At 74.4% G+C, this 23,393-nt stretch carries 17 protein-coding genes and 2 tRNA genes; 7 read left to right on the top strand and 12 right to left on the bottom strand.

Annotated elements, in window-relative coordinates:
* Nucleotides 1-53: 53 nt before the first annotated feature.
* The 4 genes from O7599_RS27710 to O7599_RS27695 all read right to left on the bottom strand — a co-directional run bounded on the left by O7599_RS27710 (nt 54) and on the right by O7599_RS27695 (nt 3,380).
* Nucleotides 54-746, bottom strand: coding sequence for an ATP-dependent Clp protease proteolytic subunit (locus O7599_RS27710; RefSeq protein ID WP_281618325.1), 693 nt, complete (start codon nt 744-746; stop codon nt 54-56).
* A 79-nt stretch (nt 747-825) separates the two neighbouring features.
* Nucleotides 826-1,428: an ATP-dependent Clp protease proteolytic subunit gene (locus tag O7599_RS27705; RefSeq protein WP_281623543.1), complete on the bottom strand. Its 603-nt coding sequence runs from the start codon at nt 1,426-1,428 to the stop codon at nt 826-828.
* A gap of 299 nt (nt 1,429-1,727) precedes the next feature.
* Entirely contained in the window at nt 1,728-3,119 is a 1,392-nt protein-coding gene (tig, locus tag O7599_RS27700) for a trigger factor (protein ID WP_281618324.1), read from the bottom strand.
* Nucleotides 3,120-3,306: 187 nt separating this feature from the next.
* A tRNA-Pro gene (locus O7599_RS27695) sits at nt 3,307-3,380 on the bottom strand.
* 232 nt (nt 3,381-3,612) lie between these two features.
* On the opposite strand from O7599_RS27695, the gene O7599_RS27690 reads away from it, so the two are divergent.
* Nucleotides 3,613-3,683 (top strand) — tRNA-Gly (locus O7599_RS27690).
* 108 nt (nt 3,684-3,791) lie between these two features.
* Here the strand turns inward: O7599_RS27690 and O7599_RS27685 are convergent.
* The gene (locus O7599_RS27685) at nt 3,792-3,986 is read right to left on the bottom strand and encodes a hypothetical protein (RefSeq protein WP_018834270.1); all 195 of its coding nucleotides are present in this window, start codon (nt 3,984-3,986) and stop codon (nt 3,792-3,794) included.
* A 620-nt stretch (nt 3,987-4,606) separates the two neighbouring features.
* Here O7599_RS27685 and O7599_RS27680 point away from each other — a divergent pair.
* Nucleotides 4,607-5,743 (top strand): acyltransferase family protein, encoded by a 1,137-nt coding sequence (locus O7599_RS27680; RefSeq protein WP_281618323.1) that lies wholly within the window; start codon nt 4,607-4,609, stop codon nt 5,741-5,743.
* 62 nt (nt 5,744-5,805) lie between these two features.
* On the opposite strand, the gene O7599_RS27675 is transcribed toward O7599_RS27680, so the two are convergent.
* Nucleotides 5,806-8,382, bottom strand: a complete 2,577-nt coding sequence (locus tag O7599_RS27675) for an FtsX-like permease family protein (protein WP_281618322.1) — start codon at nt 8,380-8,382, stop codon at nt 5,806-5,808.
* Nucleotides 8,379-9,188: an ABC transporter ATP-binding protein gene (locus O7599_RS27670; protein ID WP_281623542.1), complete on the bottom strand. Its 810-nt coding sequence runs from the start codon at nt 9,186-9,188 to the stop codon at nt 8,379-8,381. The genes O7599_RS27675 and O7599_RS27670 overlap by 4 nt, the downstream gene beginning before the upstream one ends.
* Nucleotides 9,189-9,451: 263 nt before the next feature.
* Here O7599_RS27670 and O7599_RS27665 point away from each other — a divergent pair, with 263 nt between their 5' ends.
* A complete protein-coding gene (locus tag O7599_RS27665) occupies nt 9,452-10,645 on the top strand; it encodes a cation:proton antiporter (RefSeq protein WP_281618321.1) in 1,194 nt (397 codons plus the stop codon).
* Between the two features lie 60 nt (nt 10,646-10,705).
* Here O7599_RS27665 and O7599_RS27660 read toward each other — a convergent pair whose 3' ends face one another.
* From O7599_RS27660 to O7599_RS27645, 4 genes are all read right to left on the bottom strand, one after another.
* Nucleotides 10,706-11,848 (bottom strand): PP2C family protein-serine/threonine phosphatase, encoded by a 1,143-nt coding sequence (locus O7599_RS27660; protein WP_281618320.1) that lies wholly within the window; start codon nt 11,846-11,848, stop codon nt 10,706-10,708.
* A gap of 145 nt (nt 11,849-11,993) precedes the next feature.
* Nucleotides 11,994-12,830, bottom strand: coding sequence for a DNA-formamidopyrimidine glycosylase family protein (locus O7599_RS27655; protein ID WP_281618319.1), 837 nt, complete (start codon nt 12,828-12,830; stop codon nt 11,994-11,996).
* Between the two features lie 55 nt (nt 12,831-12,885).
* The gene (locus O7599_RS27650) at nt 12,886-13,371 is read right to left on the bottom strand and encodes a ribose-5-phosphate isomerase (RefSeq protein WP_281618318.1); all 486 of its coding nucleotides are present in this window, start codon (nt 13,369-13,371) and stop codon (nt 12,886-12,888) included.
* Between the two features lie 24 nt (nt 13,372-13,395).
* Nucleotides 13,396-14,013 (bottom strand): biotin transporter BioY, encoded by a 618-nt coding sequence (locus tag O7599_RS27645; protein ID WP_281618317.1) that lies wholly within the window; start codon nt 14,011-14,013, stop codon nt 13,396-13,398.
* A 350-nt stretch (nt 14,014-14,363) separates the two neighbouring features.
* Between O7599_RS27645 and O7599_RS27640 the strand changes: the two genes are divergently transcribed.
* The 3 genes from O7599_RS27640 (at nt 14,364) to O7599_RS27630 (ending at nt 19,711) form a co-directional block, all read left to right on the top strand.
* Entirely contained in the window at nt 14,364-15,836 is a 1,473-nt protein-coding gene (locus O7599_RS27640) for an amino acid permease (RefSeq protein WP_281618316.1), read from the top strand.
* 37 nt (nt 15,837-15,873) lie between these two features.
* On the top strand, nt 15,874-18,483 hold the full coding sequence (gene pepN / locus O7599_RS27635) for an aminopeptidase N (RefSeq protein WP_281618315.1): 2,610 nt from the start codon (nt 15,874-15,876) through the stop codon (nt 18,481-18,483).
* 145 nt (nt 18,484-18,628) lie between these two features.
* On the top strand, nt 18,629-19,711 hold the full coding sequence (locus tag O7599_RS27630) for a hypothetical protein (RefSeq protein ID WP_281618314.1): 1,083 nt from the start codon (nt 18,629-18,631) through the stop codon (nt 19,709-19,711).
* A gap of 66 nt (nt 19,712-19,777) precedes the next feature.
* On the opposite strand, the gene O7599_RS27625 is transcribed toward O7599_RS27630, so the two are convergent.
* Complete coding sequence (locus tag O7599_RS27625; RefSeq protein ID WP_281618313.1) at nt 19,778-22,537, bottom strand: LuxR family transcriptional regulator; 2,760 nt, start codon at nt 22,535-22,537, stop codon at nt 19,778-19,780.
* Nucleotides 22,538-22,695: 158 nt separating this feature from the next.
* On the opposite strand from O7599_RS27625, the gene O7599_RS27620 reads away from it, so the two are divergent.
* Nucleotides 22,696-23,343, top strand: coding sequence for a hydrolase (locus O7599_RS27620; protein WP_281618312.1), 648 nt, complete (start codon nt 22,696-22,698; stop codon nt 23,341-23,343).
* Nucleotides 23,344-23,393 lie beyond the last annotated feature (50 nt).

Raw genomic sequence — 23,393 nt, 5'->3', positions numbered from 1 at the left:
CCGGGCAATGGTCCGGCGCCGCGGACACGGAGCCGGGAGCCGGCCGCGAGCGGTCAGCCGCCGATGCCGGCGGACAGCTTGCGGGTGGAGACGATCTGGTCGATCAGGCCGTACTCGAGGGACTCCTCGGCGGTGAGGATCTTGTCCCGCTCGATGTCGTCCTTGATCTTCTCGATCGGCGTGGTCGAGTGCTTGGCCAGCATCTCCTCGAGCTGGTTACGCATCCGGAAGATCTCCTTCGCGGCGATCTCCAGGTCGGAGACCTGGCCGCGGCCGGTCTCGGTGTACGGCTGGTGGATCAGGATGCGCGCGTTCGGCAGGGCCATGCGCTTGCCCTCGGTGCCGGCGGCCAGCAGCACGGCGGCGGCCGAGGCGGCCTGGCCCATGCAGACGGTCTGGATGTCCGGCTTGACGAACTGCATCGTGTCGTAGATGGCGGTGAGCGCCGTGAAGGAGCCGCCGGGGCTGTTGATGTAGACCGAGATGTCCCGGTCGGGGTCCATCGACTCCAGGCACAGGAGTTGGGCCATCACGTCGTTCGCCGAGGCGTCGTCGATCTGCACGCCGAGGAAGATGACGCGCTCCTCGAAGAGCTTCGCGTACGGGTCGTACTCACGGATGCCCTGCGAGGTGCGCTCGACGAAGCGCGGAATGACGTAGCGGGACTCGGCGCCCAGCGAACGACGGGCGTCGGCGGCCTCGTCGGCCATGCGGTCGTAGAGACCGCGTCCGGGGAAGTTCTGCATCGTGGTGTTCCGTCCTGGTGGCAGTGCGGCTGTGAAGGGCTGCGCGGGTCTGGTGCGGTCGTCGCCGGGCGCCGGGGCCTCAGGCGCCGGTGCCGCCGCCGCCGGGGATGCCCGCGGCCGACGGCATGACCTCGTCGATGAGGCCGTACTCCTTGGCCTCCTCGGCGGAGAACCAGCGGTCGCGGTCGGAGTCGTGGATGACCTGCTCGACGGTCTGGCCGGTGTGCAGCGAGGTCAGCTCCGCCATCTTCTTCTTGGTGCGGATGAGCTGCTCGGCGTGGATCTTGATGTCCGTCGCGGAGCCTGCCAGGCCGGCGGAGGGCTGGTGGATCAGGATCTCGGCGTTCGGCAGCGCGAAGCGCTTGCCGGGGGTGCCGGCGCTGAGCAGGAACTGGCCCATGGAAGCCGCGAGGCCGAGGGCGATGGTGACGATGTCGTTCTTGATGAACTGCATCGTGTCGTAGATCGCCATGCCGGCGGTCACGGAGCCGCCCGGGCTGTTGACGTAGAGGTTGATGTCCTTGTCCGGGTCGGCCGCGAGGAGGAGGAGCTGCGCCGTGATCTTGTTGGCGATGTCGTCGTCGACGGGCTGGCCGAGGAAGATGATGCGCTCGTTGAGCAGCCGGTTGTAGACCTGGTCGCCAAGGCCGCCGAAGGACGGCTCGCCCGGGCCGGAAAGCATCGGGTTCGTCACGTGTCCACCTGCTCACTCTGCGACGGCCGCCAGAGGCCGTCTGACTGTACGTTCCTAGTTGCCTGACTTGCTTATGGACCCTAACGCGCAGGTAGGCGGCGGCCATCCCGGTTCCGGAACTGTTCGCTGTGAGCGCAGGCCCGCCGGGCCGGGCTACGGGGCCGTCCGGGCCGGGGCGGGGCGGGCCGTCCGGGCCGGTCCGGGCCGGCCGGCGGGTGCCGGGGCCGCCCGCGGCATGCCGCGGGCCCCGCCGCGGGGCGGCAGGGCCCGGGGGTGGGTCGTACGGGTCAGGCGCCGGCCTTCTCGGACGGCTCGTCCTCGTCCGCCGTCTCCTCGGCGGAGGCCGTGACCGTCTCGGCCGTCTCGTCCTCGTCCGACAGGTCGACCGTCTCGCCGTTCGTGTCCTTGATCGTCGCGGCCTCGACCACGACCGCCAGCGCCTTGCCGCGGGCCACCTCGCCGACCAGGACCGGCACCTGGCCGCCCTCGACGACCGCCTGCGCGAACTGGTCCGGGCTCATGCCCGAGGACTGGGCGCGGCGCATCAGGTGCTCGGTCAGCTCTTCCTGGCCGACGTTCACCTGCTCCTTGCCCACCAGCTCGTCGAGGACGAACTGCGTGCGGATGCCGCGCTCCGCCTGCTCCTTCAGCTCGGCCTCGAACTCCTCGGCGGTCTTCTCCTGGAGCTTCAGGTAGCCCTCCAGGTTCAGGCCCATCTGGGCGAGCTGGTGGTTCTCCAGGTTGTGCCGGCGGGTGGAGATCTCGTCCTCCAGCAGCTTCTCCGGCACCGGGATCTCCACCAGGCCGAGCAGCTCGTCCAGCACCTTCTCCTGGGCCTGCTGCGCCTGGTCGTAGCGCTTCATCTGCTCCAGCCGCTTGCGGCTGTCCGCCCGCATCTCCTCCAGCGTGTCGAACTCGCTGGCCATCTGGGCGAACTCGTCGTCCAGCTCCGGCAACTCGCGCTCGGCGACCTGCGTGACGTCGACCTTGACCTGCGCCTCCTGGCCGGCCGCGGAGCCGCCCTTCAGCTCGGAGGCGAACGTCGTGGAGCCGCCGGCCTCCAGGCCGGTGACCGCCTCGTCGATGCCGTCGAGCAGCTCGCCGGAGCCGATGGTGTACGACACGCCGCTGGCGACGCCGTCGTCCAGCACCTCGCCGTCGACCCGCGCCTCCAGGTCGATGGTGACGACGTCGCCCTCGGCCGCGGCGCGCTCCACCGGCGTGGTGGAGGCGAAACGCTCGCGGAGCTGCTCGACGGACTTGTCGACGTCCTCGTCGGGCACCTCGACGGCGTCGACCTCGACGCTGATGCCGGAGTAGTCCGGGATCTCGAACTCGGGGCGGATGTCGACCTCGGCGGTGAAGGTCAGCGTCTCGTTGTCCTTCAGCTCGGTGATGTCGACCTCGGGCCGGCCCAGCGGCTTGAGGTCGCCCTCGTTGACGGCGTCCTCGTAGAGCTTCGGCAGCGCGTCGTTGACGGCCTCCTCCAGGACGGCACCGCGACCGAACCGCTGGTCGATGATCCGGGCCGGGATCTTGCCCTTGCGGAAGCCCGGCACCGTGACCTGCTGGTTGATCTTCTTGTACGCCGCGTCGAGGCTGGGCTTGAGCTCCTCGAAGGGCACCTCGACAGTGAGCCGAACCCGGGTCGGGTTCAGGGTCTCCACGGCGCTCTTCACGGTCGGTCTCCTTGGGATGGCGTCTGGGAAGTGCTGTACTTCTTCTGGACTTCTTGTGGCTGCGTCCGGGCTTCGGCTGGAAGCGTGGCGCGGCCCGGTCCAGGCACGCAGGAACGCAGCTTGCATAGTACCGGTGCCGGGTCCGCTCCCCGTAAAGGGACCTTCGCGCCGAAGGTCGCCGCCGCGGTCGGGGTGGCCGGATTCGAACCGACGACCTTCCGCTCCCAAAGCGGACGCGCTACCAAGCTGCGCCACACCCCGCATGTGCGAGCAGTAGGGTACATGCCCGCGCAGCCGGGCCGCCGCCGATTACGTCCCTGGTGACGCCGCACGCGGCCGCCGCGCGCCCCGGGTCGCGGACCGTACGGCACGTGCCGCGGCACGCGCGTGTGCGCCCCCGGGCCCGCACGCGGGCGCCCGGAGGCGGGCGGCGTGCGGGATGGGGGGCTCAGCGGCTACGATGCAGGGCGTGCCACCCGCCGCGGTGGCGCCTGCGGGTGTAGCTCAATGGTAGAGCTCCAGCCTTCCAAGCTGGCTACGCGGGTTCGATTCCCGTCACCCGCTCGGTGAGACGGCCGGGATCCGGGCCGCGCCGCGTCCGGGGTGACGTGCGCAGGCCGGGGTCCCGGCCGTTGACGTGTGCGCGGCGGCCGGGTGCGCCCCGGAGGGCGGTCAGGTGCCGATGTCGCTGATGCTCTGGCTTATTTCGTCGAGGGCGTCCTGGATGTCCGGAGCGGCGCTGGTGGACGCCAGGAAGAAGCCGAAGAGCACCGCAACGATCGCCGGGCCCACCTTGATCGAGCCGCCGCGGATCAGCACGACCAGGATGATCCCCATCAGCAGCACCAATGACAGTGAGATAGCCACGCCCTGATCACCCCTAGGTTCTCGTTCACCCACCCAGGGCACCCGCCGCCCGCACACCCCGGTGGATCCATCGTGCCACCAAGAGGTGCACGGGGGTGCGTGGGATGCCCAACTGGCTGATATCTCGCGCCCCTTACACCGATCTGCGCCCACGGCGCACGCGCAGCGCCGTACGCGGGGCGCCGTACGACCTCCGCGCCGGTGGCGCGCCCATGCGGTCCATCCCCGGCGGCGGGCCGGGGGAAACCGCCGGCGAATCCGAATTCCGCGCTCCGGGGGCCCGGATATACGTAATGCGCGGTACGCGGACGGGCGTTCCCGGGCGTCGCAATTCCCCATTCACACCGGATGCATGCACGCTAAAACCGGCCGAAAGAAGATCGCCGGACACGCCCACGTTTCGTACCCCTATGTCCGATTCATTCAGGACAAACCTGGCATACGATGATGCCCGCTGACCACGCCGTCCTTCTTCACGGCGAGAAATTGCCGACACCGACTTCGAATTTACTGGCGCGACACTCGGACGCTATGGTGCCGACGATGTTCCGATCCCCCCTCGACCCCAACCCGCCGGTGCGGTTCCGGGTTCCGCCGCCGGACTCGCATCTGGAGGCTTCGTGACCCACCCGCCGCGGACCGCGGCTCGTCCGGCCGGCGACTCCGGCACGCCGAAGACCCGCGATCCCTTCTTCGACAACGCAAAGTACCTGGCCATCGTGCTGGTCGCGCTCGGCCACGCGTGGGAGCCGCTGCGCGACGACAGCCGCGCCGCGTCCGCGCTCTACATGCTCGTCTACTCGTTCCACATGCCGGCATTCATCCTCATCTCCGGCTACATGTCACGCTCGTTCGACCTCGGCCGCCCCGGGCGCGTGCAACGACTGGTCACCGGCGTCCTCGTGCCGTACGTGATCTTCGAGACCGCGTACACGTTCTTCAACCGCTGGGCGGGGGACGTCCCCGACTACCGCATCAGCATCCTCGACCCGTGGTATCTGACGTGGTTCCTGATCGCGCTGTTCGTCTGGCGGATGACGGCGCCGCTGTGGAAGGCGGTGCGCTGGCCGGTCCCGCTGGCGCTGGTCATCGCCACCGCCGCGTCCATGAGCGACACCGTCGGCAACGACCTCGACCTGCAGCGCGTGCTGCAGTTCATGCCCTTCTTCGTCCTCGGCCTGATGCTCAGGCCGGAGCACTTCGATCTGGTGCGCCGGCGTGAGGTGCGGCTGCTGTCCGTCCCGGTGGGCGTGATGGCCGCGGTCGTCGCGTACTGGGCCGTGCCGCGGATGAACGCCGGCTGGTTCTACCACCGCGACTCCGCACAGGAGTTGGGCGCGCCCATCTGGGCCGGACCGGCGATGACGTTCGCGATGTTCGGCTGCGCGCTGGTGCTCACGGCGTGCTTCCTGGCCTGGGTGCCGCGGCGCACGATGTGGTTCACGGTGCTGGGCGCCGGCACGCTGTACGGCTACCTGCTGCACGGGTTCCTCGCCAAGGGCTCGCGCTTCTGGGGCTGGTACGACAACGACTTCGCGCACACGCCGTTGGGCGCCGTCGCGGTGACGGCGATCGCGGCCGTGATCGTCACGGCGCTGTGCACCCCGCCGGTGCGGCAGATGTTCCGGTGGGCCATGGAGCCGAAGATGGACTGGCTGTTCAGGTCCGACCCCGGCGACGGCCGCGGCGGCTCGCCGCGCTCGCGGACGGCGGCCGAGCCCGCCCCCGAGCGGGAGCGGGCGACCGCCACCCGCTGAGTCCCGTACGGCACGCCGTTCCGGCCGCCCCTCCTCGCGGAAGGGCGGCCGGAGCCGCTCCGTCAGCCCGCCGTCAGCCCGCCGTCGGCCCGGCGCAGCGCGGCGCGGGCCGGCAGCACGGTGCCCAGCAGCCCCAGCCCCACGGCCCCCGCCGTGAACGCCGCGACCGTCAGCGGCGGCAGATACGGCTCCCCGCCGGTGATCCCGCGGACCATCGGCACCAGCGTCGCCGCCGCGATGGCCCCGCCCAGCACCAGGCCCGCGACCCCGACGAGCAGCCCCTCCCAGCGGATCATCCCCAGCACCTGGCGGCGGGTGGAGCCGATCAGCCGCAGCATCCCCAGCTCGCGGCGGCGGTCCAGGACCGTCATGGCGAGGGTGTTGACCGCGGCGACGGCGGCGAAGCCGCCGAGCACCCCGGCCATGGTGAAGTTCGCCCACCGGTTGAGGCTGCGCTCGGCGTCCTGCCGCTGTGCGTAGCCGGCCGCGTCGGTCACCGCGGCGCCTGCGCCGCCCAGGGCGCCGAGGTCGGCGGCGCGACCGCCGCTGACCAGCAGGTCCGTGTCGTACGCCGCGGTGACGTGCCCCGCCAGCACCGCGCGGTCCAGCGTCACCTGGGCGAGCCCGAGACCGCGCCCGTACGTGGCCACCACCTCGGCCCGCACGGGCGTGCCGTCCGGCAGCCGCAGCCCGACGCGCTCGCCGGTGCCGACGCCCGCGGAGCGCGCCAGGTTCGCGTCGAGCGCCACCGTTCCCGGGTCGTGCAGCCGGTCGAGGGCGCCGTCGCGGACACCGAGATCCTGGACGCGGGCCAGCCCGTCGCCGGAGACGCCCTGCGCGGTCGCGCTCTGGAGCCACCGGTCGCCCCCGCCGCCGACCGGCACCAGCACCTGGGTGCGCAGCACCCCCACCGCCGCGTCCACCCCGGGCTGCCGCGCCGCGCGCTCGGCGGCGTCGGCGGGCAGCCCGGCGGGGTGGGTGACGACGTGGTCGGCGACGATGCCGTCGCGCTGCTGGGTCGCGGTGGCGTGGTCCTCGCTGGTGTGCATGAAGACGAGCACCGAGGCGAACGCCGTCGCCAGCACGATCGGCGTGATCGCGGAGGCCAGCCGGCGGGCGTTCGTACGGGAGTTGGCGGCGGCCAGCTCCGCACTGGCGTCGCCGGCGCGCAGCGGCAGGCCGAACAGCCCGGCGGCCAGCCGCGCGATCAGCGGCCCCAGCAGCGCGACGGCCAGCATGAAGAGCATCACGACGCCGAGCGCCGCCTCGGCCGCGTCGTCCCCCGCGGAGCGGGCGGCGACGCCGCTGAGGGCGATGCCGCCGCCGGCCGCGGCGAGGCCGAGGACGGTGCGGACGATCCCGGGGCGCAGCCGCTCCACGGACGCCTCGGTGAGCGCCTGTCCCGGCTTGGTCCGCGCGGGCCTGCGGGAGGCGGCCCAGCCGGCGACGAGGGCGCTGAGCAGCGCCGTCCCCACGGCGACGGCGAGCGGGATGACGGAGACGTGCAGGTCGACGGCAGCGGGCACGGCGCCGCGGTCCTTGAGCTGGCCGAACCACCAGGAGGCGAGCCCGATGCCGGGCAGCAGGCCGGCGAGCCCGGCGGCCGGCGCGACGAGCAGCGCCTCGGCGGCCACGGAGCGGCGGATCTGCCGCGGGGTCGCGCCGATGGCGCGGAGCAGGGCGAACTCGCGTCTGCGCTGCGCGACGGAGAGGGCGACGGTCCCGGCGGCGGTGAAGACGGCGACGGTGGCGGCGATGCCGCCGAACGAGCCGCCGAGCCCGGTCAGCAGCTCCTCGGCCGCGGCGACACCGGGATCCTCGGCGCCCCCGCGCCCGTCCCCGGTGTGCACCTCGGCCCGCTCCCCCACGGCACCGCGCACGGCGTCGGCGAGCTGCCCGGCGCCGACGCCCCCGGCGGGCAGCACGGCGACGGCGTCGTACCGCCCGGGATGCCCGGCGGCCCGGGCGGCGGTGTCGTCCGCGAGGTAGAGGGACGGACCGCCCGCGGCGGGTGCCTTCGCCGGGGCCGCGAGGCCGGAGACGCGGAACGGCCGGTGTCCGGACGGGAGTACGAGCGTGATCCGGTCGCCCACCTCCGCGCCCGTGGCGCGTGCCGTCGCGCGGTCGAGGACCGCCTCCCCCGCCCCCGGCGCCGACCCCGCGGTGAGCGCGGCGCCGGTGAAGGCGTGGGAGCCCCAGCCCTGTGCCGTGAGCGCGGCGGCGTCTGCGTCCGCGTCCGCCCCCGCCGCCAGGCGGGTCGGGAACGTGACGTCCGGGACCGCCGCCGCGACGCCCCGTGCCGCCGCGACGCGCTCCACCAGGGCCGTCGTCACCCGCGCCCGGTCCGGTACCTGCTCCGAGGCGTCGTACTCGCCGTCGCCGCTGCCCACCGTCAGGTGCGCCCGCTGGTCCGCGGCGACCACCACCGGCGCGTGCGCGTACCGGTCCGGGGGCACCGTGGCCCGTACGCCCGTCTCCAGCAGGATCCCGCAGGCCGACACGATCAGCGCCGCCATCATCAGCGCGACGAACGTCCCTGCGAAGCCGCCCGGCCGGAACCGGAGCGCGGCCCGCGCGAGCCCGTTCGTCCGCGCCCGCGCCCCCGCCGTCTCCCCCGCCCCCGGCCGCCCGCCGCTCACGCCGCCGGCTCCGCCGCACGGCGCGGGCCGCGCGGGTCCAGCGCCGTCATCCGGGCCGCGACCTGTTCCGCCGTCGGCCGCCGGAGGCTGCCCGCCAGGGTGCCGTCGGCGAGGAACAGCGCCACGTCCGCGTACGACGCGGCCACCGGGTCGTGCGTGACCATGACCACCGTCGCGCCCAGGGTGTTCACCGCGTGCCGCAGCAGCGCCAGGATCTCCGCGGCGGTGCGGGTGTCCAGCGCCCCCGTCGGCTCGTCCGCGAAGATCACGTCCGGGCTGGTGACCAGCGCGCGGGCGATGGCCACCCGCTGCTGCTGGCCGCCGGACAGCTCCGCCGGCCGCCGCCTGCCGTGCTGCGCGAGGCCGACCTGCGCCAGCACCTCCGCCGCCCGGCGGTGGTCGGCGCGCAGCCCGGCGAGCCGCATCGGCAGCAGGATGTTCTGCGAGACGGTCAGCGAGGGCAGCAGGTTGAACGCCTGGAAGACGAACCCCAGGCGGCTGCGGCGCAGTTCGGTGAGCTTGTTCTCGCCGAGCCGGGTCAGCTCCGTACCGCCGAGGAGCACCGAGCCCGCGGTGGGCCGGTCGAGGCCCGCGGCGCACTGCAGCAGCGTGGACTTGCCGGAGCCGGACGGGCCCATGACGGCGGTGTACGTGCCCCGCGGGAGGGCGAGGTCGATGCCGCGCAGCGCGTGGACCGCGCCGGCGCCGCGGCCGTAGCGCCGCTGTACGCCGCGTAGTTCGACGGCGTGGCCGGGGGCGGCGGGCGCCCCGTCGTCCTGCCGCTCTCCCCTGCTCCGCAGCCGCATGTCGTCCGCCCCTTCGTCCTGGCCGTGCGCCGTGGCGGTGGCCGGGACCGCCGCCCTGGTCATCGTGGTTCCGACGCTACGGAGCGGGGGCGGTCCTGCCCATGGCGGCTGCTGGCGGACGGGAGGTGGGGTTAACCCGAGCGCCCCGGAGATTAGTTGCCATGACAACAATAAGGTAAAGTAAGTAAAGGACTCAGGTCCCGGAACGGCCGTCCCCACGACCCCGGGAGGAACCCATCGGACACGCAGACACGTTGATCGCCATGGGCGGAGCCTTCATGGCCGCCGCCATCCTCGCCCGCATCGGCAGCCGCATCGGGCTGCCCACCATCCCGCTCTTCATCCTCGCCGGCATCCTGCTCGGCCCGAACACCCCCGGCATCGTGCTGGTCGAGGACCCGCACGACCTGGAGATGCTCACCGCTCTGGGCCTCGTCCTGCTGCTTTTCTACCTCGGCCTCGAATTCCACATGGACGACCTGAAGTCGGGCGGTCGCCGCATGGCCCAGGTGGGCGGCGTCTATCTGCTGCTCAACGTGGGCGCGGGACTCGGCTTCGGCTTCGCGCTCGGCTGGGGCACGTCCGAGGCGCTGGTGCTGGCGGGTGTGCTCGGCATCTCCTCGTCCGCGATCGTCACGAAGATCCTCGTCGACCTGGGCCGGATCGGCAACGGCGAGACCAGGCCCATCCTCGGCATCATCGTGGTCGAGGACATCTTCCTCGCCGTCTACCTGGCCGTGCTGCAGCCCGTGCTCTCCGGCGCGGAAGGCCCCGGCGAGGCCGCCCTGCAGGCCGGCAAGGCGCTGGCGTTCCTGCTGGCCCTGGCCACCCTCGCGCGCTACGGCACCAAGGTCGTCGGCCGGCTCTTCGACACCCGCGACAACGAGCTGCTCGTCATCTCCTTCCTCGGCGCCGCGGTCCTGGTCGCCGGGATCTCGGAGTGGTTCGGGGTGGCGGACGCCATCGGCGCGTTCATGGTCGGCCTGATGCTCGGCAGCACGACGTCCGCGGACCGGATCCGTACGCTCGTGCACCCGCTGCGGGACGCCTTCGGCGCCCTCTTCTTCTTCGGCTTCGGCCTCTCGATCGACCCGGGCGACCTGCCCTCGGTCGCGGCCCCGGTGGCCCTCGCGGTGCTCCTGACGATCGTCATGAACGTGACCGCGGGCCTCGCCGCCGCGAAGCTCTACGGGTTCGGGGCCCTGCCCGCGTCGAACATCGCGCTGACGCTGCTGGCCCGCGGCGAGTTCGCGCTGATCCTGGCCACGATGGCCGCCACCGCCGGCCTCGACGGGCGGCTGTCGCCGTTCATCGCCGGGTACGTGCTGCTGCTCGCCGTGCTCGGGCCGCTGGCGGCCGGGCGGTCGCACTGGCTGGCCCGCATCCTGCCCGGGGGCAGACCGCCCGGGGGCGGCGCCGCACCGGCACCCGCGCCGGAGGCGGCCACGGCCAACTGACCGCGGGGACCGGGGCGTACGTGCGCGACCGCGACGCGCGAGCGCCCCGGTCCGTACGCCTCACTCGCGGCAGATCAGCAGCAGCGCCCGGTCGTCCTTGACGTCCTTGGCCACCTTCTCGATCAGGTGCCAGGCCGCGCCCCGGAACGTACTCGACGCGTAGTGGTCCGCCTCGCCTATCAGCCGGTCCATGCCCTCGGTCAGATCCCGGTCCGGCGCCTCGACCAGGCCGTCCGAGAAGAGCATCAGCACGTCCCCGCGGCGCAGCGTCCCCTTCAGCGGGTCGAACTGCGCCTCCTCCACCACGCCGAGCAGCGGCCCCTCCGCGCCCTTCTCCTCCCAGCGCCCCGTGCCGGCGCTGAGCTGAACACCGGGCACGTGCCCCGCCGAGAACAGCTCGTAGTCACCGGACTCCAGGTCCAGCACCAGGTGCACGGAGGTGGCGAAGCCCTCCTGCCACTCCTGGCGCAGCAGATAGCCGTTGGCGGCGGGCAGGAAGTCGTGCGGCGGCAGCGAGCCGAGCAGCCCGCCGAAGGCGCCGGAGAGCAGCAGCGCCCGCGAGCCGGCCGCCATGCCCTTGCCGGAGACGTCGGTGAGCACGGCCTCCAGGATGTGGCCGCCGTGGGTGCGGGCGGCGACGACGAAGTCGCCGGAGAAGGACTGGCCGCCGGCCGGGCGCAGCGACATCTCGGCGTGCCAGCCGCGCGGCAGCCGCGGCAGCTTGCTCTGCACCCGGATCCGCTCGCGCAGGTCGAAGAGCATCGTGCCGCCGCGCCGCCACGGCACGCCGACGCGGCTGCGGAACTGCGCGACGGTCAGCCCCGTCAGGCCGACCGAGGCGATGACGAGCACGTCGCCCGGTGTCACCCGGGCCGGGCCTTCGGCGTACGGGCCGAGGAGCATCGCCTCGACGATCAGCGCGGTGGCGGACGCGGCGTACAGCGCGAGGAGGCTGGCGGGCCGCAGCACCAGGCCGCCGATGAAGATCGGCAGCGCCAGCGCGCCCGGCGAGACCCAGGCCGCCGAGAGGATCGTGCCGGCGGCGAGCGCCGGGATGGTCAGCAGGAGGACGACGAGGGCCAGCCAGTCGGAGCCCTCGCCGCGGAAGTAGTCGACACCGGCCCTGCGCACGCCGACGCGGGCCCGGTGCAGCGTCTTGTGCCACCGGGCCGCTTGCGAGGTGGAACCCGCGCCTCCGGCCATGCCCCGGGACCCTATCCACCCGCCGCGTCGGGCGTCGATTCGCGGCGTGCCGACCGCACTCTTCGGGCGGCACTGCCGGAATCGTATGCGAATTCACCTCGGAGGGAACGAGAGAGAGCCTGCCCGCTCGCAGTTGGGACGAGGGTCACGTGGGCTGGCACGTGGGACACCAGAAGAGGTTGCGCGCGGCGAGGGTGGCGGTGCGCACGTCGGTGCCGCAGAGGTGGCAGGGGCGGCCCGCGCGGCGGTAGATGTAGACCTCGCCGCCGTGCCCGTCGACGCGCGGCGGGCGGCCCATCGCCTCGGGCATGTGCTCGGGCCGTACGGTGTCGATGCGCCCGGTGCGCACGCCCGCGCGCATCAGCACCGCCAGGTCCGCCCAGACCGCCTCCCAGGCGGCGCGGCCGAGGTCGCGGCCCGCGCGGTACGGGTCGATGCCGTGCCGGAAGCGGTACGGGTCGATGCCGTGCCGGAAGAGGACCTCGGTGCGGTAGATGTTGCCGACGCCGGAGATCACCCGCTGGTCCATGAGGAGCGTGGCGACCGGCGCGCGGCTGCGCGAGATCCGCGCCCACGCCGCCTCGCCGTCGTCGCCGGCGCGCAGCGGGTCGTCGCCGAGCCGGGCGTGCACGGCGTCCTTCTCCTCCTCGGTGACCAGCTCGCACGCCGACGGGCCGCGCAGGTCGGCGTAGCCGGCGCCGGTGGCCAGCCGCAGCCGGACGGCGCCGACGGGCGCCGGCGCGGGGCCGTCGCCGAAGCCGACCTTGCCGTAGATGCCGAGGTGGACGTGGAGGTGGCCGACGGGCCCGAAACCGAGGAAGAGGTGCTTGCCGTGTGCGTCGGTGCCGGTGAGCCGGCAGCCGTCGATGAGCGCGGCGCCGTCGGCGAACTTGCCCTGCGGGCTGGCCGCGCGCACCGCCCGGCCGCCGAAGCGGACGCCGTACTCGACGGACAGGCGGTGGATGGTGTGACCCTCGGGCATGCGCCTAGCTCGCTCCTGTCCGTCTCGTCCCGGCCGTCCCGCTCCCCCCCGGCCGCTACGGCTGCGGGTGGTGCGCCGGCACGTCGGGCAGCGTGCCGCCGCTCTCGTACGCGCCGATCATGTCGATGCGCCGCCGGTGGCGCTCCTCGCCGGCGTACGGGGTGGCGAGGAACACCTCGACGAAGCTGGTGGCCTCGTCCCGCGTGTGCATCCGCGCGCCGATGCCGACGACGTTGGCGTCGTTGTGCTCGCGCGCCAGCCGCGCCGTCTCCTCGCTCCACGCCAGCGCCGCGCGGACGCCCGCCACCTTGTTGGCGGCGATCTGCTCGCCGTTGCCGGAGCCGCCGATGACGACCGCGAGGCTGCCGGGGTCGGCGGCGGTGCGCTCGGCGGCGCGCAGGCAGAACGGCGGGTAGTCGTCGTCGGCGTCGTAGATCAGCGGGCCGCAGTCGACGGGCTCGTGCCCGTGCTCCTTCAGCCAGCCGAGGAGGTGGTTCTTGAGTTCGTAGCCGGCATGGTCGCTGCCGAGGTACACGCGCATGGCCCGGAGTCTACGGGCCCCCGGTCAGCCCCGGTGCGCGCGCCCGGCGACGTGCCAGGCGGCGGGCAGCGCGCCCATGGCGAGGGCGGCCTTCAGGGCGTCACCGAGGAGGTACGGGGTGAGGCCGAGGGAGACCGCCTCGGCGGCGGAGACGTTCAGCGAGAGCGCCAGGTACGGCACGCCCACGGCGTAGATGACGACGCTGCCCAGGACCATCGTGCCCGCCGTGCGCCACACGTCGCGGTCGCCGCCGCGGCGGGCCAGCGCGCCGACGGCCGCGGCGGCGAGCAGCATCCCGAGGACGTAGCCGAACGAAGGCATGCCCCACCCCGAGGAGCCCTCCGCGAACCACGGCATCCCGGCCACGCCCGCGACCGCGTAGAGCGCGAGGGAGAGGAACGCCCGGCCGGTGCCCAGCGAGGCGCCGACGAGCAGCGCGGCGAAGGTCTGCCCGGTGACCGGCACCGGCGAGCCGGGCACCGGCACGGCGAGCTGGGCGGCGGCGCCGGTGAGCGCCGCGCCGCCGCACACGAGCGCGGCGTCGCGCAGCCGGGCGCGGGCCGCGGTCGAGGCGGGCAGCACGTCGGCGAGTACGGCGCCGGGGCGGACGGCGTGCGGGGTGGACACGGCGGCAGTGCTCATCGGGTTCTCCGGTCTCGGTTCACGGGTCCGCCGCGGGGTACGGGGACGTGCGTACGCTAACCGACGGCCCCGGGCCGATCACCGTGGAAAGGTGCCAACCCGCCCCGCACATACCTGTCACTCCCCCGCACCGCCGCGGCCACCGGCCCGAGGACCGCGATTCCGGCATCCGAGCAGGTCACGTGAGATACGCCACACCGGGATCTGGTTTCGCGCCGGCCCAACTGCCCGGCCCCACGCCCGACTCCCGCTGTGGAACCCCTCCAACGCCGGCTCGCCGGCCGCGGCCCGCGCCGGGCGCGATGCCGCACACTGGGTCGTCGCCACGCACTACCCCCCAGGACACGAGCATGAGCACATCCCCCCACGCCGACGGCGCCGCGAGCCCGACCCCGGCCACCGCGGCCTCCTCAGAAGCGGTCACCGCAGAGACGGCCACCGCCGCGGCGCCCCCCGCCCCCGTGCCGACCGCGCTGGGCACCGGCCTCAAGCAGCGCCACCTGACGATGATCGCCCTCGGCGGCGTGATCGGCGCCGGGCTCTTCGTCGGCTCCGGCGCCGGCATCGCCGCGGCGGGCCCCGGCATCGTCCTCGCCTACGCCGTCTCCGGGCTGCTCGTCATGCTCGTGATGCGGATGCTCGGCGAGATGTCCGCCGCCAACCCCGCCTCCGGCTCCTTCTCCGTCCACGCCGAGCGGGCGCTCGGCCCGTGGGCGGGGTTCACCTCCGGCTGGATGTTCTGGTCGCTGCTGGGCGTCGCCATCGCCGTGGAGGCCATCGGCGCCTCGCAGATCGTCACGGGCTGGCTGCCGGGCACCGAGTCCTGGATGTGGGTCCTGCTGTTCATGGCCGTCTTCTGCGTCACGAACCTGGCGGCGGTCGGCAACTTCGGAGAGGCCGAGTTCTGGTTCGCCGGGCTGAAGGTCGCGGCGATCACCGCCTTCCTCGCCCTCGGCCTGCTGGCCGTGCTCGGCCTGCTGCCCGGCACCGACTCGCCCGGCACCGGCAACCTCACGGGTGCGGGCGACGGCTTCCTGCCGAACGGCTCCGAGGGGCTGCTCGTCGGCCTGCTCGCCTCCGTCTTCGCGTACGGCGGGCTGGAGAACGTGACGATCGCCGCCGCCGAGTCCGACAACCCGCGGCGCGGCGTCGCCCGCGCGGTGCGCACCGCGATGTACCGGATCGCGATCTTCTACGTCGGCTCGATGCTGGTCGTCGTCGCGCTGATCCCCTGGGACGACCCGACGGTGAAGTCCGGCCCGTACGCCGCCGCGCTCGACCACCTCGGCATCCCGGCCGCCGGCCAGGTGATGAACGTCGTCGTGCTGGTGGCCCTGCTCTCCGCGATGAACGCCAACATCTACGGCGCCTCGCGCATGGCGTACTCCCTGGTCGCCCGCGGCCAGGGCCCGCGCTTCCTGGGCCGGCTCACCGGCCGCGTGCCGCGCCGCGCGGTCGTCGCCACCTGCTCCTTCGGCTTCGCCGCCGTGCTGCTCAGCTACCGCTGGCCCGACACGCTCTTCCAGTGGCTGCTGAACATGACCGGCGCCGCCATCCTCGTGGTCTGGGCGTTCACCGCCGTCGCCCAGTTGCGCACCCGCCGCCGCCTGGAGCGCGAGGCGCCGGAGCTGCTGACGGTGCGGATGTGGGCGTACCCGTACCTGACCTGGGCGGCGCTGGCCGCCATGGGAGGGATCCTGGTGCTGATGCTGCGCGAGCCGGACTCCCGGACGCAGTTGCTGACCACGGCGGGTCTGACGGTGGCGCTGTCGCTCGCGGGCCTGGTACGTCAGCACCGCCGCGGGGGTACCCGCATGACATGATTTCGCTGTCGGACCTGCGAGACGAAGGAGTCCCCCCGTGCCCGGTGAGAACCTGACCCGCGAGGAGGCCCGGGAGCGCGCGCGGCTGCTGGAGGTCGAGGCGTACGAGGTCGAGCTCGACCTGCGCACGGCGGTGGCCCCCGACCCCGGACCCTTCCGGTCGGTGACCACCGTGCGGTTCCGCTGCGCCCAGCCCGGCGCGGCGACCTTCCTCGACCTCGTCGCCCCCGACGTGACCGCGGTGTCCCTCAACGGCCGGGACCTCGACCCCGGGGCGGTCTTCGACGGCTCCCGGATCGCGCTGGAGGACCTGGCGGCGGAGAACGAGGTCGTGGTCGACGCGCGTTGCGCGTTCAGCCGCACCGGCGAGGGCATGCACCGCTTCGTCGACCCCGAGGACGGCGAGGTCTACCTCTACACGCAGTACGAGCCGGCCGACGCCCGCCGCGTGTTCGCCACCTTCGAACAGCCGGACCTCAAGGCCCCGTTCACCTTCACCGTCACCGCCCCCGCGCACTGGACGGTGCTCTCCGGCGCGGCGCCGGCCGGCCGCCCCGAGCGGCACCAGGACACCTTCGCGACCTGGCGGTTCGAGCCGACGAAGCCGATCTCCACGTACATCACGGCCGTCGTCGCCGGCCCGTACGCCCACCTGGAGGACCGCTACACGCGCACCCTCGACGACGGGCGGGAGCTGGTGGTGCCGCTCGGCGCGCTGTGCCGCAGGTCGCTCGCCCGGCACTTCGACGCCGACGACGTCTTCACCGTCACCAAGCAGGGCCTGGACTTCTTCCACGACCACTTCGACTACCCGTACCCCTGGGGCAAGTACGACCAGGCGTTCGTGCCGGAGTACAACATCGGCGCCATGGAGAACCCCGGTCTCGTCACCTTCCGCGAGGAGTTCGTCTTCCGCGGCAAGGTCACCGACGCGGCGTACGAGCGCCGGGCGAACGTCGTGCTGCACGAGATGGCGCACATGTGGTTCGGCGACCTGGTGACCATGGAGTGGTGGGACGACCTGTGGCTCAAGGAGTCGTTCGCCGACTACATGGGCGCGCTGGCGCTCGCGGAGGCCACCCGGTTCACGGGGAGCTGGATCACCTTCGCCAACCGCCGCAAGGCGTGGGCGTACCGGGCCGACCAACTGCCGACGACGCACCCGATCACGGCCGACATCCCGGACCTGGAGGCCGCCAAGCTCAACTTCGACGGCATCACGTACGCCAAGGGCGCCGCGGTGCTCAAGCAGCTCGTCGCGTACGTCGGCAGGGACGCCTTCATGGAGGGCGCCCGCCGCTACTTCAAGCGGCACGCCTTCCGCAACACCCGCCTCGCCGACCTGCTGGCGGCGCTGGCGGAGACCTCGGGCCGGGACATGTCGGCGTGGGCCCGGTCGTGGCTGCAGACCGCCGGCGTCGACACCCTCACGCCGCAGGCGACGTACGACGCGGGCGACCGGATCACCGAGCTGGCGGTCCTGCGCGAGGGCCCCGCGACCGGCCCGGGCCCCGCCGCGGCCGGGGCGCCGCCGCGGCCGCACCGGGTGGCCGTCGGGCTGTACGCGCAGCCGGGCGCGTCCGGGGAGCTGGTGCGCTACGCGCGCGCCGAGGTCGACGTCACCGACGGGCACGCGGTCGTCGCCGAGCTGGCCGGGCAGCCGCGCCCGGAGCTGATCCTCGTCAACGACGACGACCTGACCTTCTGCAAGGCCCGCTTCGACGAGGACTCGCTCGACACCGTGCGCGAACGCCTCGGCGAGGTCACCGACCCCCTCGCCCGTGCCCTGCTGTGGGCCGCCGCCTGGGACCTCACCCGCGACGGTCTGATGCCCGCCCGCGACTACCTGGGCCTCGTGCTGCGCTTCGCCGGCCGCGAGACCGACATCGGCGTACTCCAGGGCCTCCACCAGCAGGCCCACTACACCGTCGACCACTACGCCGCCCCCGGGCACCGCGCCGAGGCCGAACAGACCCTCGCCGAGGGCGCGCTGGGCGAGCTGCGGCTGGCGCCGCCCGGCAGCGACCACCAGTTGGCCTGGGCCCGTTTCTTCGCCTCCGTCGCCTCCACCGAGCAGGACCTGCAACTGCTGCGCGGCCTCCTCGACGGGCAGGCGAAGATCGACGGTCTCGACGTCGACCAGGAGCTGCGCTGGGAGGTGCTGCTCCCGCTGGCCGCGCACGGCGCCGCCGACACGGCCGCCATCGACGCGGAACTGGCCCGCGACGACACCGCCTCCGGCAGGCGCCACCAGGTCCGCTGCCTGGCCGCCCGGCCGGACGCGCGGGTCAAGGAGGCGGCCTGGAAGGCGGTCGTCGACTCCGACGAGCTGTCCAACGCGATCGTCGAGGCGACGATCTCCGGCTTCACCCGGCCCGGGCAGCGGGACCTCCTCGCGCCGTACGCGCCGCGGTACTTCGAGGCGATCGAGCGGATCTGGCGGGAGCGGACGATCGAGAGCGCCATGGCGGTCGTACGGGGCCTCTACCCGGCGCTGCAGGCGCACGAGGGGACGCTGGAGGCGACGGACACGTGGCTGCGCGACACCGAGGGCTCGGCGCCGCCGGCGCTGCGGCGGCTGGTGCGGGAGGCGCGCGACGACCTGGCGCGCGCGCTGCGCGCGCAGGCGCGCGACGGGCAGGGCTGACCCCCGCGGGGGCGTGGCCCGTACCGGGTGAGCGCTCACCTGCCCGACCGTCGAACGTGTGCCCATTAGCCCCGGCTTGTCCGCATTCTTCGACGGCCCTGTAACAGCGGTTAGGGGAGGGCGGGCGGCCGGGAATCCAGCGGCCATGAACGCGAACCCGCCCTTCCCCGCACCGCTCAGCCCGCGCCCGCTCCACGACGCCGCCGGCGCCCGCGGCCAGGTCATGACCGCCCGGCAACTGCGCGAGCACGGCATCGCCCCGGCCGACACCGCGCAGCGCTGCCGCCCCGGCGGCCCGTGGCAGCAACTCCTGCCCGGCGTCTACCTCCTGCACGCCGGGCCACCGACGCCGGCGGAGCGGCTGCACGCGGCCCTGCTCTACGCCGGCCGGGCGCCGGGCCGCGCCACCGTCCCCGGCCAGACCCGCGGCACCACCGCCTCCGCCCCGGCGCAGGGCGCCGCCCCGGCCCCGTACGGCGACGCGATGATCACCGGGCTCGCGGCGCTCGCACTGCACGGCTTCGCCGCCGCGCCGCCGCTGCTCGCCCTCGACCGGATCGACGTCCTGCTCCCCCGCACCCGCCGGCTGCGCTCCACCGGCCTCGTCCGCCTCGTACGCGCCCACGCGCTGCCCCGCCCCGACCACGTCACGGGCCTGCCGGTGGCCCCGGTCCCCCGCGCCCTGGCCGACACGGTCGCGCTCCTCACCGACGCCGCCGACGTGCACCGGCTGCTGACAGAGGCGGTCCGCGGCGGCCACTGCGAGGCGGCGGCGGTGGTACGCGAGCTGAGCCGGGCCCGGCTGCTGGGCCGCCCGCACGTGATCGACGCGGTCGACACCCTGATCGCCGAGGGCCGCGCGCTGGCCGAGGGCCGCCTGTACGCCATGGTCCACACCCACGCCCTGCCCGACCCCCTCTGGCACGTCGACCTCCGCCTGCCCGGCGGCCCGCACCTCGGCGGCGTCGACGCCTACTGGCCGGACCACGCGGTCGCCGTGGAGATCGACGCCCGCGCCCCGCGCCGCGCCCCCTACGACGAGGAGGGGCCGTGGTCGCCGTTCGCGCAGAAGCGGGAGACCCTGGAGCGCCTGGGCATCACGGTCGTCCACCTCACCCCGCGGGGGCTGCGCGAGTCGCTGGAGCAGCAGGCGGAGACGGTGCGCGCCGCGATGCTGGCCGCGGCGGAACGCGAGCAGGCCGTGCACGTGGTGGTCCTGCCGAGGTGAGCCGCCCGACCGCCGCGGGACGCCGGGCCCGTACGGGTGCGCGGCCGGTCAGCGGCGCACGGCCGGTCACTCACCGGCCGGCCGCAGCCGCAGGCCCGCCGCGAAGTCGATCCGGGCCAGTTCGGTGCGGGAGGTGATGCCGAGCTTGGGGTAGACGCTGGCCAGGTGGTGGCCCACCGTGCGCGGGCTGATCAGCAGCCGCGCCCCGATCTCCCGGTTGGTCAGGCCGTCGGCGGCCAGCCGCGCGACCCGCAGTTCCTGCGCGGTCAGCCCGGCCGCGGCCGGCGGGTCGGCCTCGCGGGAGGCGGCCGGCCGTTCGGTCAGCGCCCGCTCGCGCAGCGCCCGCGCCCGCAGCGGTTCCGCGCCCAGGCGGCCGAAGACCTCGGCCGCTCCGCCCAGTTCGTGCCGGGCGTCCGCCCGGCGGCGCGCCCGCCGCAGCCACTCCCCGTACAGCAGCCGGGTGCGGGCGTACTCGAACGGACGCCCCGCCGCCCCCGGGCTGTCCAGGGCGGCCCGGAACGAGGACTCGGCCGCCGGCCCACTCTGGACGAGGGCCCGCAGCCGGTGGCCCGTCGTACGGGCCCAGGCCGCGCCGGTACGCCGCGCCCACTCCTCCACCCCGGCGACCTGGGGCCCGACCGTGTCGGCGGCGCCGACCTGCACCGCCGCCTCGACGATGTCCGCCGCGGCGAACAGCGCGGAGGTGGGGTGTGCGGCCTCGTGGCCGGGCTCGGCGAGACACCGCAGGTCGAGCAGCGCCTCCTGCGGGCGGCCGGCGAACAGCGCCGCCCGGCCGCGGTGCCAGTACGCCGCCGCGGTGAGCACCCGCACCCCGCGCGGCACGGAGACCTCCAGGATCCGGGCGGCGTGCTCGTCGACGGCGCGGCCGTCGCCCCGGGGGGCGGCCAGCGCTCCCAGCGTCGTGCGGCACTGGGTGGCCACGTGAGCCGCGCCGACCTCCTCGGCCAGCCGCAGCCCCTCGGCCGCCGCGGTCCCGGCGGCGTCCCACCGGCCCGCGGCGACGTCGAGGACCGCGGTCTGGGACAGCACCAGCGCGAGCGCGGTGAGTTCGTGCCGGCGCCGCAACTGTGCGGCCTGCACGCGCAGCACGTCGAGCAGCCCGCCCTCGACGCCCCACGCCTGGACCAGCGGCACGGGCGGGAGCAGCTCCCACGCGGCCGTACCGAGCCGGCCGACCGTGCCGGTGGCCAGGGCCTGGGTGGCCGGGGTGGCCGCACCGGTCTCGTCGTAGCAGGACCACCAGTTCCGCAGCACGGGCAGCAGCTCCGCCAGGGCGGGATCGCCGTCCGCGGGCACGGCCCGTACCTGCCGCAGCGCCTCCCGCTGGAGGTCGGGCCGGCCGGCCGACCACGCGGCGCGCACCGCCAGCGTGCCCAGCTCCACCGCGCGGCGGGGCCCGGTGACCACGGCCATGTCGGAGGCCAGGTAGTGGTGGGCGCGTTCGGGTATCCCGTAGGCGAACTCCAGGATGCCGCGCAGACCGCCGCTCAGCCGCGCGACCGTACGCTCGCCGCACAGCCGCTCGGCCTCCTGGAGCAGCTCCCGCGCCGTCTCGGCGCGTCCCGCGTCCCACGCGGCGCGGGCGGCGGCGGCCAGCCGGTGCGCGGCGGCGGCCGGCGCCGGCGAGAGCTCCGCCGCCCGGCGCAGCGTACGGGCCGCCATCGGACCCGCGCTGCGCCGCAGGCACTCCTCGGCGGCCTGCTCCAGCAGCGCGGCGACGTCCTCGTCGGGCCCGTCGGCCGCCGCCGCCAGGTGCCAGGCCCGTTCCGCGGTGGCCTCCGCCGGCAGGGCCGCGGCCAGCGCCCGGTGCGCGGCCTGCCGCTCCGAGAAGGGGGCGCCGTCGTAGACGGCCGCCGGGATCAGCGGATGGCGGAACTCGACGCGCTCGCCCGAGACATGGAGCAGACCGGAGCCGAGTGCCTCGTCCCAGGCGGACACGTCAACGCCCCAGCCGGCCCCGGCACGGTGCACGACGCGGCGGTCCCCCCGGTCCTCGGCGGCGGCCAGCAGCAGCAGCGCCCGCGCCGGCGGCTTCAGGGACTCCGTACGCGCGCAGAACGCCCGCCGCAGCCGCGGCCCGACCCGCACCGGTTCCGCGGACGGCGGGAGGGGCGCGGCGCCGTCGGTCTCGCGGTCGAGGGTGGGCAGTTCGTGCAGGGCGAGCGGGTTGCCGCCCGCCGCCCGGACCGTCTGCTCGACCAGCGCTTCGCCGGCGTCCGGCACGACGGCGTGGACCAGCCGGCGCGCGTCGTCGTCGGCCAGGCCCACGACCTCCATCGACGGCAGGCCCTCCCACGGACCCGAGGCGGGATCCTCGTGTCCGGTCAGGAGCACCGCGACCGGGTCGGTCCGCACGCGCCTGGCGACGAAGCCCAGACAGTGCGCGGTCGCCTCGTCGACCCACTGGGCGTCGTCCACCACGACGAGCACCGGCCGCTCCCGGGCCAGGCCGGTGAGCAGCGACAGCACGGCCGCGCCGATGAGGAACCGGTTCGCCGGATCCCGGCTCATCCCCAGCGCCCCGCGCAGCGCCGCGGCCTGCGCCGGGGGCAGCGTCCGCAGCCGGTCGGCCACCGGCCAGAGCAGCTCGTGCAGCGCGGCGAACGCGAGCCCCGCCTCTGTCCGGGTGCCCCGGCACCGCAGCACGGTGGCGCCGGACGCCGCCTGCGCCGCGTAGTCGAGCAGGGCGGTCTTGCCGATGCCCGGCTCACCCCACACCACGAGCCCGGAGCCCGCGCCGTCCGCGGCCCGGTCCAGCAGCCGGTCGAGGGCCGCGGTCTCGGCGCGCCGGCCCCACAGGTCCATGTCCCACCCCGGAAGGTCGCGCCAGGCCGCGAGAGTGCGGCCGTTCGGAGTCTATAGCCCGGTCCGCCGGCCCCGGGGCGACCGATTGACCGGCCGATCCGCCGAGCCCCGGGGGGACCTGACACTCGACCCGTCCGACAGAGAGAAGGAGAGACGCCATGAGCGCCAAGAAGACCGGACTCGACGCCCTGCTGACGCCGGAGGAGAGCGTCCTGCTGCTGATCGACCACCAGCCGTTCCAGTTCGCCAACCTCAACAGCCACGAACCGGCGATGGTCGTCAACAACACCGTGGGGCTCGCGAAGACCGCCCGGGCCTTCGGCATCCCCACGATCCTGACCACCGTCGTCGAGGGGCGCGGCGGCCACCTGATCCAGGGGGTGCAGGACGTCTTCCCCGACCAGCAGCCGATCAACCGGACGCTCATCAACACCTGGGAGGACCGGCGCGTCGTGGACGCCGTGAAGGCGACCGGGCGCAAGAAGCTGATCATGGCCGGTCTCTGGACGGAGATCTGCGTGGCCATGCCGGCGCTTCATGCCCTGGACGACGGCTACGCCGTCTACGTCGTGACCGACGCCTCCGGCGGCGTCTCGCCGGAGGCGCACGACATGGCGGTGAGGCGCATGGTCCAGGCGGGCGTGGTGCCGATCACCTGGCTTGCCGTCCAGGGTGAGTTGCAGCGTGACTGGGCCCGCGAGGCGACCGTCCCGGCGCTCGTGGAGGTCAACGCCCTGCACGGCGGCGGCACCGGGGTCGCGTACGCCTGGGAGACGCAGTTGCTCGACACCCCCGCCCCCGCGTAGCCGCGCCGGGGACCGGCGCTCCGGCGCCGCGCCCCCGCCCGCACGGCGCA

This window comes from Streptomyces sp. WMMC500 (assembly GCF_027497195.1).
In the GTDB taxonomy this organism is placed as follows: Bacteria; Actinomycetota; Actinomycetes; order Streptomycetales; family Streptomycetaceae; genus Streptomyces.
This window is presented reverse-complemented; position numbering and strand designations above follow the sequence as displayed.

Coding starts and splice junctions, on each gene's coding strand:
- O7599_RS27630 (WP_281618314.1), top strand. CDS start 18,629: ATGAACGCGAACCCGCCCTTCCCCGCACCGCTCAGCCCGCGCCCGCTC.
- O7599_RS27625 (WP_281618313.1), bottom strand. CDS start 22,537: ATGGACCTGTGGGGCCGGCGCGCCGAGACCGCGGCCCTCGACCGGCTG.
- O7599_RS27650 (WP_281618318.1), bottom strand. CDS start 13,371: ATGCGCGTGTACCTCGGCAGCGACCATGCCGGCTACGAACTCAAGAAC.
- O7599_RS27655 (WP_281618319.1), bottom strand. CDS start 12,830: ATGCCCGAGGGTCACACCATCCACCGCCTGTCCGTCGAGTACGGCGTC.
- O7599_RS27645 (WP_281618317.1), bottom strand. CDS start 14,013: ATGAGCACTGCCGCCGTGTCCACCCCGCACGCCGTCCGCCCCGGCGCC.
- O7599_RS27660 (WP_281618320.1), bottom strand. CDS start 11,848: ATGGCCGGAGGCGCGGGTTCCACCTCGCAAGCGGCCCGGTGGCACAAG.
- O7599_RS27705 (WP_281623543.1), bottom strand. CDS start 1,428: ATGCTTTCCGGCCCGGGCGAGCCGTCCTTCGGCGGCCTTGGCGACCAG.
- O7599_RS27620 (WP_281618312.1), top strand. CDS start 22,696: ATGAGCGCCAAGAAGACCGGACTCGACGCCCTGCTGACGCCGGAGGAG.
- O7599_RS27665 (WP_281618321.1), top strand. CDS start 9,452: ATGGGCGGAGCCTTCATGGCCGCCGCCATCCTCGCCCGCATCGGCAGC.
- O7599_RS27640 (WP_281618316.1), top strand. CDS start 14,364: ATGAGCACATCCCCCCACGCCGACGGCGCCGCGAGCCCGACCCCGGCC.
- O7599_RS27710 (WP_281618325.1), bottom strand. CDS start 746: ATGCAGAACTTCCCCGGACGCGGTCTCTACGACCGCATGGCCGACGAG.
- O7599_RS27670 (WP_281623542.1), bottom strand. CDS start 9,188: ATGCGGCTGCGGAGCAGGGGAGAGCGGCAGGACGACGGGGCGCCCGCC.